The sequence below is a fragment of the Streptomyces sp. NPDC013455 genome (genome assembly GCF_040632975.1).
Taxonomy (GTDB): Bacteria; Actinomycetota; Actinomycetes; order Streptomycetales; family Streptomycetaceae; genus Streptomyces.
The window spans coordinates 1-12201 of the sequence record NZ_JBEYCX010000010.1 but is presented as its reverse complement, the minus strand read 5'-3'; the positions used below and the strand labels follow the sequence as shown (position 1 = coordinate 12201).

11 protein-coding genes and 1 riboswitch are annotated in these 12201 nt (G+C 72.3%); of the genes, 5 read left to right on the top strand and 6 right to left on the bottom strand.

Annotated elements, in window-relative coordinates; translation table 11 throughout:
• Window positions 1–93 precede the first annotated feature (93 nt).
• Entirely contained in the window at window positions 94–1050 is a 957-nt protein-coding gene (gene rarD / locus ABZ576_RS17735; RefSeq protein ID WP_360741153.1) for an EamA family transporter RarD, read from the top strand.
• 50 nt (window positions 1051–1100) lie between these two features.
• Complete coding sequence (locus ABZ576_RS17730; protein ID WP_360741151.1) at window positions 1101–1568, top strand: VOC family protein; 468 nt, start codon at window positions 1101–1103, stop codon at window positions 1566–1568.
• Between the two features lie 43 nt (window positions 1569–1611).
• On the opposite strand, the gene ABZ576_RS17725 is transcribed toward ABZ576_RS17730, so the two are convergent.
• Window positions 1612–2799, bottom strand: coding sequence for a tetratricopeptide repeat protein (locus ABZ576_RS17725; RefSeq protein WP_360741149.1), 1188 nt, complete (start codon window positions 2797–2799; stop codon window positions 1612–1614).
• Between the two features lie 195 nt (window positions 2800–2994).
• Between ABZ576_RS17725 and ABZ576_RS17720 the strand changes: the two genes are divergently transcribed.
• Complete coding sequence (locus ABZ576_RS17720) at window positions 2995–3600, top strand: NAD(P)H-dependent oxidoreductase (RefSeq protein WP_360741147.1); 606 nt, start codon at window positions 2995–2997, stop codon at window positions 3598–3600.
• A gap of 12 nt (window positions 3601–3612) precedes the next feature.
• Here the strand turns inward: ABZ576_RS17720 and ABZ576_RS17715 are convergent, their stop codons facing one another.
• From ABZ576_RS17715 to ABZ576_RS17700, 4 genes are all read right to left on the bottom strand, one after another.
• On the bottom strand, window positions 3613–4497 hold the full coding sequence (locus ABZ576_RS17715; RefSeq protein WP_360741145.1) for an ABC transporter permease: 885 nt from the start codon (window positions 4495–4497) through the stop codon (window positions 3613–3615).
• On the bottom strand, window positions 4484–5584 hold the full coding sequence (locus ABZ576_RS17710) for an ABC transporter ATP-binding protein (protein ID WP_360741143.1): 1101 nt from the start codon (window positions 5582–5584) through the stop codon (window positions 4484–4486). The genes ABZ576_RS17715 and ABZ576_RS17710 overlap by 14 nt, the downstream gene beginning before the upstream one ends.
• A gap of 70 nt (window positions 5585–5654) precedes the next feature.
• Window positions 5655–6854: a DUF2092 domain-containing protein gene (locus ABZ576_RS17705; RefSeq protein ID WP_360741141.1), complete on the bottom strand. Its 1200-nt coding sequence runs from the start codon at window positions 6852–6854 to the stop codon at window positions 5655–5657.
• 245 nt (window positions 6855–7099) lie between these two features.
• On the bottom strand, window positions 7100–8110 hold the full coding sequence (locus ABZ576_RS17700) for a polyprenyl synthetase family protein (protein WP_360741139.1): 1011 nt from the start codon (window positions 8108–8110) through the stop codon (window positions 7100–7102).
• Between the two features lie 544 nt (window positions 8111–8654).
• Window positions 8655–8833: riboswitch (cyclic di-AMP (ydaO/yuaA leader) on the top strand.
• Between the two features lie 4 nt (window positions 8834–8837).
• Here ABZ576_RS17700 and ABZ576_RS17695 point away from each other — a divergent pair.
• The gene (locus ABZ576_RS17695) at window positions 8838–9323 is read left to right on the top strand and encodes a transglycosylase SLT domain-containing protein (RefSeq protein WP_360741137.1); all 486 of its coding nucleotides are present in this window, start codon (window positions 8838–8840) and stop codon (window positions 9321–9323) included.
• Between the two features lie 153 nt (window positions 9324–9476).
• Here ABZ576_RS17695 and ABZ576_RS17690 read toward each other — a convergent pair whose 3' ends face one another.
• Window positions 9477–10289 carry an HAD family hydrolase gene (locus tag ABZ576_RS17690; protein ID WP_360741135.1) on the bottom strand — a complete coding sequence of 271 codons (813 nt, stop codon included), beginning with the start codon at window positions 10287–10289 and terminating at the stop codon, window positions 9477–9479.
• Between the two features lie 324 nt (window positions 10290–10613).
• Here ABZ576_RS17690 and fahA point away from each other — a divergent pair, with 324 nt between their 5' ends.
• Window positions 10614–11831 (top strand): fumarylacetoacetase, encoded by a 1218-nt coding sequence (gene fahA, locus ABZ576_RS17685; protein ID WP_360741134.1) that lies wholly within the window; start codon window positions 10614–10616, stop codon window positions 11829–11831.
• Window positions 11832–12201 lie beyond the last annotated feature (370 nt).

Here is a 12201-nt window from a genome sequence, read left to right as displayed (position 1 = left end):
CGTATGGCGATACGAACATGACACTTACCGGCGCCCGGCGCTACCTTCGTTCTCACCCGTGCACGCCGGATGCGCGGGCGAGAAGGAGGAGCCGTGGCCGGGACGTCCAGCGGTGAGCACCGCATAGGTCTGCTGAACGGTTTCGCCGCATACGGGATGTGGGGGCTGGTCCCCCTGTACTGGCCCCTGCTCAAGCCGGCCGGTGCCGCCGAGATCCTGGCCCACCGCATGGTGTGGTCCCTGGTGTTCGTCGCCGCGGCGCTGCTCTTCGTCCGCCGTTGGGCCTGGGCCGGCGAACTGCTGCGCCAGCCGCGGCGGCTCGGCCTGGTCACCGTGGCGGCCGCCGTCATCACCGTGAACTGGGGCGTCTACATCTGGGCCGTGAACGCCGGCCACGTGGTCGAGGCCTCGCTCGGCTACTTCATCAACCCGCTGGTCACCATCGCGATCGGCGTCCTGCTCCTCAAGGAGCGGCTGCGGCCCGTGCAGTGGGCGGCGGTCGGCGTGGGTTTCGCCGCCGTCGTCGTCCTGACCGTCGGCTACGGCCGCCCGCCGTGGATCTCGCTCTGCCTCGCGTTCTCCTTCGCCACCTACGGACTGGTGAAGAAGAAGGTCGGCCTCGGCGGCGTCGAGTCGCTGGCCGCCGAGACCGCGATCCAGTTCCTGCCGGCGCTCGGCTATCTGGTGTGGCTGGTCGCGCACGGCGACGCCAGCATCGTGAGCGACGGCGCCGGCCACGCCGCCCTGCTCGCCTCCACCGGCATCGTCACCGCCCTGCCCCTGGTCTGCTTCGGTGCGGCGGCGATCCGCGTGCCGCTGTCCACCCTGGGCCTGCTCCAGTACATGGCCCCGATCTTCCAGTTCCTGCTCGGCGTCCTGTACTTCCACGAGTCCATGCCGGCCGAGCGGTGGGCCGGGTTCGCGCTGGTCTGGCTGGCGCTGCTGCTGCTCACGGGCGACGCGCTGCGCTCGGCGAGGCGGCCGCGGCGGCTCGCCGTGCCGGCGGCCCGGACCGTCGACACCCCCGCCTCGGCGCCGGCGGACGTCTGAGCTCGCGGAACCACCGCCTCCGTCGACCCGGGCGGCTATAAGTGGGGATCATGAGCACACCCGCCCCCGCGCCACTGCACTGGAAACTCGTCATCGACGCGGCCGACCCGCACGCACAGGCGGACTTCTGGGCCGCCGCCCTGCACTACACGGCCGAGGACAACAGCGCCCTCGTGGCACGGCTGCTGTCCCTGGGCGCGCTGCCCGGGGAGGCCACCGTGGAATACCACGGGCGGCCCGCCTTCCGCGACCTGATCGCGGTACGGCACCCCGACGACCCGTACGACCCGGAGACCGGCACCGGGCTCGGGCGACGGCTGCTGTTCCAGCGGGTGCCGGAGCCGAAGACCGGGAAGAACCGGCTGCACCTGGACCTCCACCCCGGCCCGGAGCGGCGCGACGACGAGGTGGCACGGCTCCGGGCACTGGGCGCGCGGGTGCTGCGCGAGGTGAGGGAACCCGGGGGACAGTGGGTGCTGATGGCGGATCCGGAGGACAACGAGTTCTGCGTGCAGTGACCGCGTTCCGCGTGCGGCGGGCGGTGCGATGCCACGGGTACGGCTACGGCCGGGCGGCGCGGGCCGCGCGGTCGGTGAGGCGCACCATGCGCGCGCGGGCGGACTCCAGCGGGCGCGGATCGTCGGCGGCGGGGCCCGGCTCGGCGGTGAGCTCCGTCCACAGGTCGATCAGGTCGCGGCCCAGGCGCAGCCCCTCCTCCGGGTCGCGCACCGCACGCCAGGCGGTCGCCGCACTCTGCGCGTCGGCGTAGGCGGCCTCCCCGTCGTGGGCCTGGTGGCGCAGTCGGGCGAGGCCGAGGGAGAGCTCGAAGGCGCGGACCGGGTCACCCGCCAGGTAGGCGATGTAGGCGGACAGTTCGCACACGTGCAGCACCTCGGCGTGGCGCGGGCCGAGCACGGCGGACGCTTCGGCGAGCGCACGGTCGGCGAGTTCCCCCGCCTCGTCGACACGGCCCGCCCGCACGGCCTCGGCGATACGCCGCATCGGCTCGGTCAGCAGCTCCGCGCCCTCGGCGGTCTCGGTCAGCGGCCCGTCGCCGAGCACCTCCTCGGCCACCGCGTCGAACCCACGGGCCGGGGTGTGGGCCGCGTGCGGCGTCTCCGCGGACTGGTCGGTGGACGAGGTGTGTGCGGCCGGGACGCGGGCGGCCGGGGGCGCGTCGGCAGCGGATGCGGTGACAGGGGGCTCGCCGCCCGGACCGACGTCGGCAGCGGATGCGGTGACCCGGCGCTCGTCACCCGGCCCAGCATCGACAGCGGGTGCGGTGACCCGGGGCTCGTCACCTGGACCCGCTTCGGCAGCGGGCGCGGTGACCCGGCGCTCCTCGCCCGGACCCGCGTCCTTCGAAGGCGTGTCCATCACCGGAGCCGGGCCGAACCGCCCGGCCGGGGCCTGTGCCGCCCCCTGCGTCGCGGCGGCCGGCCGTGGTTCCGGCCCGCCCACGCGTACCGCCGCCCCGGCCACCCGGCTGGAGCCGTCCGCGAAGACCTCCAGGGGAACCACGCAGCCCGCGCGGTCGTCGTGGATGGTGGCGCGTATGGGGGCGCCGACACTGATGGCGAGGCGCTGGAGGTGGTTCAGGACGGCTTGCTGGATCTCCTCCCCCGGTGCCGCCACGACCGGGGTCCCGCCCACCGACGCCCCGCCCGTGCCGAACACCCGGACGGAGACCTCCGCCGGATGCCCGACGGGCTGCTGCGCCCGCTTCTTCTTGAAGCTGAGTCCGGCCATCGGTGCCCCTCACTCCCCCGGCGTCGCGATCCGGTCGTACGCGTCCTGCTCACCAGTGTGTCGGGTTCCCCCTGGCTTCCACGTCACCGCGACGTCACAGCCTCGCACCAGCCGACCCCTGGCGCGACTTGGTTGCATATGCATAAGATGCACATGCCTTTATTCGCGCTACGACGTGACGCACCTGGGGGACCCATGAGCCGCCGCTTCCTGTTCGTCCTGGGCAGCGCCCGCGACGCCGGCAACACCGAGTTGCTCGCCCGTGAGGCCGCCGCCCAGCTGCCCACCGACATCGAACAGCGCTGGATCAGCCTCGCCGAACACCCGCTGCCCGACTTCGCGGACCTGCGGCACGACAGCGACCACGTCCGGCCGGCCCCGGACACCCCGGCCGGCCTGCTGCTGGACGCCACACTCTGGGCCACCGACATCGTGATCGCCTCGCCGCTGTACTGGTACTCCGTGTCCAGCCTCACCAAGCGCTACCTGGACTACTGGTCCGCCTGGCTGCGCACCCCGGGCCTCGATTTCAAGGCCACGATGACCGGCCGCACCCTCTGGGGCATCGCCGCGCTGGCCGACCACGAACCGTCGGTCGCCGACCCGTATGTCGGCACCCTCAACAATTCGGCCGCCTATCTGAAGATGCGCTTCGGCGGAGTGCTCCTCGGCAACGGCAGCGCACCCGGTGACGTGCGGAAGGACACCGCCGCACTGGCACGCGCGAAGACGTTCTTCGAGCAGGACGCGCCGCTCGCGCGCTTCCCCTTCGAGACCGGCGGGCCCGGCGTCCAAGGCTAGGGGCCTGCCGTTCTAGACGCTGATGTCCTTCGCCGTGAAGCGCGCCCAGGCCGCCGAGCCGAACACGGCCGCGTACAGCGCCTGGAGGCCGAGGTTCTTCACCAGGTCGTCCCAGTAGACGGGGTCGCGCATCACATCGGCGAAGGACAGCCAGTAGTGCGAGAACAAGTAGGGCTGCACCACGTGCAGCTGGGGTATCTGGTCGACGATCTGCACGGTGATGAGCAGGCCGACCGTGGTCGCCATCGCCGCGATACCGCTGTTGGTGAGGGTCGACACGAACAGGCCGAGGGCCGCGACACCGACCAGTGAGGCCGCGACGACCAACGCGATCAGCAGGGCGCGGCCGAGTCCCTCGGTGAAGCTGATCCGGGTGCCGGAGATCGTCGTCAGCTCGCCCAGCGGGAAGAGCAGCGCACCGACGGCCAGCGCGGAGACGGCGACGACCAGGGTGGCCAGCACACAGAAGGCCATCACGGTCGTGTACTTGGTGAGCAGCAGCCGGGTGCGGCCGGCCGGAGCCACCAGCAGATAGCGCAGGGTGCCCGCGCCCGCCTCCCCGGCCACCGCGTCACCCGCGACGACACCGACGGCCATCGGCAGGAAGAACGGCAGGGTCGCGGCCAGCGCGGTGAACACCAGGAACAGACCGTTGTTGGTGATCTGCGTGATGAACGCCGGGCCCTCGCCGTTCCCCCCGCCCACCGGCGCACCGCTGCGCGTTTCGATCTTCACCGCGATCCCGACCAGCACCGGCACCGCGGCCAGCACACCGAGCAGGGCGAGCGTGCGCCAGCGGCGGACGGTGGTGACCAGCTCGCTGCGCAGCAGCCCGAGGGCCCACAGCGGGTTCGGGCGGCGCAGTGCGCCCTCGAGGACCACATCAGCCCGCGACATCGAAGCCCTCCCCGGTCAGCGCCACGAACGCGTCCTCCAGGGAGGCGCGTTCGACAGTGAGCCCTCGGACGCGGACGCCGGCGGTGACCAGAGCCGCGGTCACCTCGGCGAGATCCCGCTCGGGCGGTTCGCCGGCGACCCGGTCGCCGTCGGCGGTCACGTCCGCGACGCCCAGTTCCTTCAGCACCCGGGCCGCCTCGGACGTGTCCGGGGTGGTCACCACCAGCCGGCCGCGTGCCCCGGCCGCCAGGTCGGCCACCGCGCCCTGGGTGACGAGCCGGCCCTGCGCCATGACGGCCGCGTGCGTGCACACCTGCTCGATCTCGTCGAGCAGGTGGGAGGAGAGGAAGACGGTGGTGCCGTCGGCGGCCAGCTCCCGGATCAGGGTCCGGATCTCCCGCATGCCCTGGGGGTCGAGGCCGTTGGTGGGCTCGTCCAGCACCAGCAGTCTGCGCGGCTGGAGCAGCGCGGCGGCCAGCCCCAGGCGCTGCTTCATGCCGAGGGAGTACGCCTTCGCCTTCTTGCCCGCGGCCGCCGCGAGACCGACCCGGTCCAGGGCCGCGGACACGCGGGCGCGCCGGGTGCGCGGGTCGGCGGTGGGGTCGGCTGCGTCGTACCGCAGCAGATTGTCGCGGCCGGAGAGGAAGCCGTACAGGGCGGGGCCCTCGATGAGCGCGCCGACCTGCGGAAGGACCGTACGGGCCGCCCGCGGCATGGGCCGGCCCAGCACCCGGACCGTGCCCGCGGTCGGCTCGATCAGGCCCATCAGCATGCGGATGGTGGTGGTCTTGCCGGAGCCGTTCGGACCGAGGAAGCCGAAGACGCTGCCGGCCGGGACGGTCAGGTCCAGACCGTCCACGGCGAGCTGTCCGCCGCGGTAGCGCTTGGTGAGGCCACGGGTGGTGATCACACCGGCCCCGTCCGCCGCCGGGCCGGGCTCCGGCGGCCCGGTCACGGCCGGCTCGCGCTCCGGCGCGTCCTCCGGATCAGGCGCCGGTGCGGCCATCGAGGCACGCCCCCGCGCGTCCCTCGGCGCACGCTCCGGCGCGTTCCCCGGATCGCGCCGTGCGGCGGACGGTTCGTCCATCGGCTCCCCCTCGCTCCGTGCTTTCGTGAAGGGTCAACGTACGGTCACCGTCCGTAGTGCCCGGACGGGGTCACTTTCCCGCGTCGGCCGCCTTCACCAGGGCCTCCTTGGTCACCGCGCCGGCGTAGACCTTGCCGTCGTCGGTGATCAGGGCGTTGACCAGGCGGGTGGAGAAGACCGTGCCCTTGCCGAACTCGCCGGAGACCGGGTCGCCGAGCGAGCCGAGGAAGCCGCCGAGTTCGCCGCCCTCGGCGCCGGTCGGCAGACCACCCTCGGCACCGGTGTCGAAGGCGGCTATGGACGTCCAGCCCTTGCCGAGGACGTTCAGCCCGGTCAGGCCCTCGGCGAGGTCCTCGCCGTGCTTCGGGGTGTGCTCCCGCGCCGTGGCCCCGTCCTCCTCCTCGGTGACCTTCGCGCCCTTGGGCGGGGTGAAGTCGAACGTGGAGGCGGCCGGCCTGGCGAAGGAGACCTGGGTGAAGCCCGCGTCGAGGACGGCGGCGCCGCCGCTCCTCGGGGTGAGCGTGAACTTCAGCGGCAGGCCGGTCTTCGCGTCCACGGCGATGCTGATGGCGCCGACCGTGGTGCCGGACTGCTTGGGCTGGATCAGCAGTTTGTAGGCGTCGCGTCCGGCGACCTGGGCGGTGCCGTCGACGGTGACGGACGTGGTGTCGTCCACCGACTTCAGGGCCTCGTCGGCGAAGTCCTTCGGGGTGGCGGGCGGCTCGGCGGCGCGGTCCTCGCCGGAGCCGGCCGTGGTGGAGTGGTAGACCTCGTTGCTCTTGCTGTCGTAGCCCCAGACGTCCTTGCCGTTGTGGATCAGGCTGTACTCGGCGCCGCTCTCCAGCAGCGACAGCTTCTGCCGGTCGGGGCCGTCCGCGGCGACGCGCAGGGTGTGCGTGCCGGAAACCAGCTCGGTGAGCTTGGCCTGCGGGTCGGCGGAGGACCCGTCGCCGGAGCCCTGCCCCGCGCTGGAGGCCAGACCGTCCTCCAGCCCGCCGAGGTCGGGCAGGCCGAGGTCGGTGCTCGTCTTCACCGTGCCGGACAGCTGCTGCACGTCCGACTTGGCGATCTTCTCGATGAGCTGCTCGGCGGTGATCTTCGGGAGGTCGGGGTCGCCGGAGTCGGCGAGCGCCGGGACCAGCCCGATCGTGGCCGCCGCCACCCCCACCACCGCGACCGGGACGGCGTACCGGGCGGCCTTACGCCGGCCGGAGCGCGGGGCTGCGTCCCGCGCGGCGTCCACTGCGTCGTCGGATTCGTACGGTGCCATGTGTGCCTTACCTCCGTCGTCGGCGGCGGCTGTCCTCACGCTGGTCCACCTGTGCCGCCATTCTCACCCGAATCGGTGAGGAGTGGTGGTGTCCGTGGTTCCCATCTGACCAAATCGGCCGTGAGCAAGCGTCAGACCTCGGAGCCAACTGCGGGTACGCCTGCGGTATGACACACAGGGGCGTTTTCTCCTCCGACCCGTAGGGGTCGTACCGGATGGCACCGCCGTAAGGGGGTACGGCCGGGTCAGCCGGCGCGGTGCACCACCGCGTCGCACAGCTCCGTCAGGGCCGCCTTGGCGTCGCACTCGGGCAGCGGGGCCAGCGCGGAGCGCGCCTCCTCCGCGTACCGGATGGTGTCCCGGCGGGCCTGCTCCAGCGCGGGGTGGGCGCGCAGCGCGGTCAGCGCCTCGGCGTGCCGGGCGTCGTCGCTGAGGTCGGAGTCCAGCAGCTCGCACAGTGCGATGTCCTCGGCCAGCCCGAGCCGGGCGGCCCGCTCGCGCAGCCGGAGCACCGGCAGGGTCGCGATGCCCTCGCGCAGGTCGGTGCCCGGGGTCTTGCCGGACTCGTGGGAGTCGGAGGCGATGTCCAGGACGTCGTCGGCGAGCTGGAAGGCGACCCCGAGGCGTTCGCCGTACTGGGTGAGCACGTCGACGACCGTCTCGTCGGCGCCGGACATCATCGCGCCGAACCGGCACGACACCGCCACCAGGGAGCCCGTCTTGCCGCCGAGCACGTCGAGGTAGTGCTCGACCGGGTCGCGCCCGTCCGAGGGGCCCGCGGTCTCCAGGATCTGGCCGGTAACCAGCCGCTCGAAGGCGAGGGCCTGTACCCGGACCGCCTCGGGGCCGAGGTCGGCGAGGATCTGGGAGGCGCGGGCGAAGAGGAAGTCGCCGGTGAGGACCGCTACGGAATTGCCCCAGCGGGTGTTGGCGCTCTCCACGCCCCGTCGCACGGCGGCCTCGTCCATGACGTCGTCGTGGTACAGCGTGGCCAGGTGGGTCAGCTCCACGACCACGGCCGACGGCACGACACCCGGCGCGTAGGGGTCGCCGAACTGGGCCGCGAGCATCACGAGCAGCGGGCGGAACCGCTTCCCTCCGGCCCGCACCAAGTGCTGCGCGGCCTCCGTGATGAACGGCACCTCGCTCTTGGTGGCCTCGAGCAAGCCTTCCTCGACAGCCGTCAATCCGGCCTGGACATCGGCTTCCAGAGCCTGGTCCCGCACGCTCAGCCCGAACGGCCCGACGACGGTCACGAGGGGTCTCCTGTCTGCTGGTGTCTGCTGGCGATTACACGGTTTGTCGATAGGTCGCTGCCATCACTCAAGTCAGCGTATCCGGTCCTGTTTCGATCACCGATAGCGCCCACCGGTCCAGCCCGGGCGGTATCAGATCATGACCGGCATGGTTTCGATCGGATGGTAATAACGGACATTTATCTGCTTAATCCCAATGCGGACACTCTGCCGGAACCTCCGCGCACCTCTCCCCGAGTTCCGCATCACCCCGACTTCAGGCGTTAATCCCTCTCATCCGCCTAATCCTGCATGTCTGTTTTGCAGCAGTTTGCCATTTCGTGAATTGGGTCACGCGCCCCCGCCTGGCACCCCCCTGCCGGAACGCCTCCTTCCCCTTGTACCGCCGGGGAGTTGGAGGTTGGCGACCGCAAAGGATCAAGTACCCCATACGGCGTCGATCAAGGTCAAATGGCACGTTGCATGAATCGGGTACTTGTTCCCGACATGTGCTCTCGCATACGTTCCGGGCCGTCGGGCGGACGCCTAATCCTGCCGCCGCCCGCATTACCCATCGACGAACTCATTCGTACGGCAGGAGCGGGGGACCCAGGTAAGCCGCCGGGCCGGACGGCACACGCCGACCGGCACGGCTCGGGGTGAAGCCGTGCCTCCTCCAGGGCGCGGCCGGGCGCCTCCCCGCCCGAACCCGACAGCTCACCTCGCAGGCGTCGGAGAGGAACCCCCCATGTCTGCTGCCGCTCAGCCCCGCCGCACCCGGAACAGCCGCCTCGTCCGTACCCTCGCCGTCGCCGGTGCCTGCGTCGCCACCGTCGCCCTGCCGCTCGTCGGCGCCACCAGCGCCTCCGCGGCCTCCGGCACCACGACGGCCGCCACCACGCTCGCCGGGTACCCGAACAACCTGGACGGCTGGATCCGCGAGTCGCTCGCGATCATGGCGGAGAAGGACATCCCGGGCACCTACAACGGCATCTACCGCAACATCATCCGCGAGTCCTCGGGCAACCCGAACGCCATCAACCTGTGGGACTCCAACGCCGCCAAGGGCATCCCGTCCAAGGGCCTGCTCCAGGTCATCGACCCGACGTTCAACGCGTACCACGTCGCCGGAACGTCGTTCAACATCTACGACCCGGTCGCGAACATCACCGCCGCCTGCAACTACGCGGCCGCACGGTACGGCTCGATCGACAACGTGTTCGGCGCGTACTGACAGCCGGCGGACCGGCGTGCCGACGGGACGGCGTGGGCACGCCGGCCGGCCGGTGGAGGCCGTTGACCGGCCGCCGATCGACGGCTGCTGATCAGCCGGTCAGCCGCCGGTCAGCCGGTCAGTCGTCGGTCAGCCGGTCAGCCGGTCAGCCGGTCAGCCGGTCGGGAACAGTCTTTCGAGGACGACGGCGATGCCGTCGTCCTCGTTCGACGAGGTGATCTCGTCGGCCACCGCCTTCAGTTCGGGGTGGGCGTTGGCCATGGCGACACCGCGGCCGGCCCACGCGAACATCGGGATGTCGTTGGGCATGTCACCGAAGGCGAGGGCCCGCTCGGCGGCGATCCCCAGCCGCTCGGCGGCCAGCGCCAGCCCGGTCGCCTTCGTCACCCCGCTCGGCTGGAGCTCCACGGTGCCCGGCCCCGACATGGTGACCGTGGCCAGCCGGCCCACCGCCGCGCGGGCCACGGCCGCCAACGCGTCGTCGGACAGCTCGGCGTGCCGCAACAGCACCTTGCTGATCGGCTCGCACCACAGGTCGTCCCGCCGGCCGACGCGCACCGCGGGCAGCGTCGGATGGGGCATCCGGTAGCCGGGCTCGATGAGCGTGAGCCCGTCCACACCGTCCTGGTCGACCGCCGCGTAGACCTGCCCCACCTCCGCCTCGATCTTGCCGAGCGCGGTCTCGGCCAGCTCCCGGTCCAGCCGGACCGACCACAGCAGGCGGTCCTCCCCGGCGTCGTAGACCTGGGCTCCCTGCCCGCACACCGCGAGCCCCGTGCAGCCGAGGGCACCGAGCAGGGGCCGTACCCGCGGGGCCGGGCGGCCCGTCACCACCAGGTGCCGGGCACCGGCCCGCGCCGCCCTCGCGAGCGCGGCGAGCGACCGGTCGGAGACGGTGTCGTCACCGCGCAGCAGCGTCCCGTCCAGGTCGGTGGCGATCAGTGCGTACGCGGGGGTGGGTGCCATGATCAGAGAATACGGACACGGCGCACCGCCGACTCACCTGTCGTTACGGCCACTTGCGCACCGCGGGGCCGCAAGTGGCGTACCGGGAAGGCGTACTGGCGGTGACCGGGGTCCGCGCGGCGGCCTCTTCCCGCGCCGGCCCGCGGCCCGGAGAGACAGGGCGCGGGTCCCGGGCGGGTGCCGGACTCTTCAGACACTGTGCGAGCAACGTTTCGAGCAGATCGTGAGGCACTGCCCAAGACACGCGGGTCGGCCGTAACGTGTGGCGCGACCACATGGAACGCATCGCCATGCACGACCCGGATGAGAGTGAGGCAGCACCACATGCCCCCCTTCGACGTCCCCGAGGGTGACCCCTTCGGTCCGCACAACCTTCCCTACGGCGTGTTCTCGCCCTCCGGCAGCACGGAGCGGAGGGTCGGTGTCCGGCTCGGGAACCACGTCCTCGACGCGGGCGCCACGGCCGCGGCGCTCGGTTCGCCCCACCACGCGCTGCTCGCCCGTCCCACCCTCAACCCGCTGCTGGCCGCCGGCCGCGCCACCTGGTCGGACGTACGACGCGCCGTCGCCTCCTGGGTCACCGACCCCGCGCACCGCGCGACGGTCGAGCCACTGTTCCACCCCCTGTCCGAGGTGACCCTGCACCTGCCCTTCGAGGTGGCGGACTACGTCGACTTCTACGCCTCGGAGAACCACGCCCGCAACGTCGGCCAGATCTTCCGCCCCGACGCCGAGGACTCCCTCACCCCCAACTGGAAGCACCTCCCGATCGGTTACCACGGCCGCTCCGGCACCGTCGTCGTCTCGGGCACGGACGTCGTACGGCCCTCCGGGCAGCGCAAGGGCCCGGCGGACCCCGCGCCGGTCTTCGGCCCGTCGATCCGGCTGGACATCGAGGCCGAAGTCGGCTTCGTCGTGGGCGTGCCGTCGACGCTGGGCAGCCCCGTCGCGCTCGGCGACTTCCGCGAGCACGTCTTCGGACTGTGCCTGCTGAACGACTGGTCCGCGCGCGACGTACAGGCCTGGGAGTACGTCCCCCTCGGCCCCTTCCTCGGCAAGTCGTTCGCGACCTCGGTGTCGGCGTGGATCACTCCGCTGGAGGCGCTGGAGCACGCGCGCGTGGCCCCGCCGGAGCGCACGCACCCGCTGCTGCCCTACCTGGACGACTCGGCGCCGGGCGTGGAGCCCGGCGGCTACGACCTCCGCATCTCCGTCGCGATCAACGGCCATGTGGTCTCCGAGCCGCCGTTCTCCACCATGTACTGGACCGCCGCCCAGCAGCTCGCCCACATGACCGTCAACGGCGCCTCGCTGCGCACGGGCGACCTGTACGGCTCCGGCACGGTCAGCGGCCCGGCCGAGCGCCAGCGCGGCTCGCTGCTGGAACTGACCTGGAACGGCCGTGACCCCCTCGACCTTCCGGACGGCAAGCGGACGTTCCTGGAGGACGGGGACGTGGTGACGCTGTCGGCCTGGGCGCCGGGCGCGGACGGCCACCGGGTCGGACTGGGCGAGGTCAGCGGGCGCGTCGTGGCGGGATGAGCCGCGCCACCGCCCGGCGGCACGCGGCAGGCGGCTGACGCGCCCCGCCGCGGACGCGGTTCTCGTATCCGCCGCCCGACCGAGCGGCGGATACGGGGAGCGTGCCGCCATCCGCCGCCCCGCCCCGCCCCTGCCTCGGGTACGGCACCGGCGCGGATCCTCGCCGTACGGGCACAGGCGCCGGTAGCGGGCGGGAGGCACCGAGGGCTCATTCTCGGCCGTGGCTCGGGGCGGTGGTCCGGCGGGACCGGGCAGCGCGGGGCACCGGCGCGCGGGGCACCGGCGCGCATCGCGGAGACGAACGTCTGGACGTCCTTGAGCAGCTGACCGCCCAGCAGTTTGCCCAGCGTGCCGGTCATCATCGACATGC

Excerpts from the sequence above, each read along its gene's own strand:
- ABZ576_RS17720 (WP_360741147.1), top strand. The coding sequence starts at position 2,995 with ATGAGCCGCCGCTTCCTGTTCGTCCTGGGCAGCGCCCGCGACGCCGGC.
- ABZ576_RS17695 (WP_360741137.1), top strand. The coding sequence starts at position 8,838 with ATGTCTGCTGCCGCTCAGCCCCGCCGCACCCGGAACAGCCGCCTCGTC.
- fahA (WP_360741134.1), top strand. The coding sequence starts at position 10,614 with ATGCCCCCCTTCGACGTCCCCGAGGGTGACCCCTTCGGTCCGCACAAC.
- ABZ576_RS17710 (WP_360741143.1), bottom strand. The coding sequence starts at position 5,584 with ATGGACGAACCGTCCGCCGCACGGCGCGATCCGGGGAACGCGCCGGAG.
- ABZ576_RS17715 (WP_360741145.1), bottom strand. The coding sequence starts at position 4,497 with ATGTCGCGGGCTGATGTGGTCCTCGAGGGCGCACTGCGCCGCCCGAAC.
- ABZ576_RS17705 (WP_360741141.1), bottom strand. The coding sequence starts at position 6,854 with ATGGCACCGTACGAATCCGACGACGCAGTGGACGCCGCGCGGGACGCA.
- ABZ576_RS17690 (WP_360741135.1), bottom strand. The coding sequence starts at position 10,289 with ATGGCACCCACCCCCGCGTACGCACTGATCGCCACCGACCTGGACGGG.
- ABZ576_RS17725 (WP_360741149.1), bottom strand. The coding sequence starts at position 2,799 with ATGGCCGGACTCAGCTTCAAGAAGAAGCGGGCGCAGCAGCCCGTCGGG.
- ABZ576_RS17730 (WP_360741151.1), top strand. The coding sequence starts at position 1,101 with ATGAGCACACCCGCCCCCGCGCCACTGCACTGGAAACTCGTCATCGAC.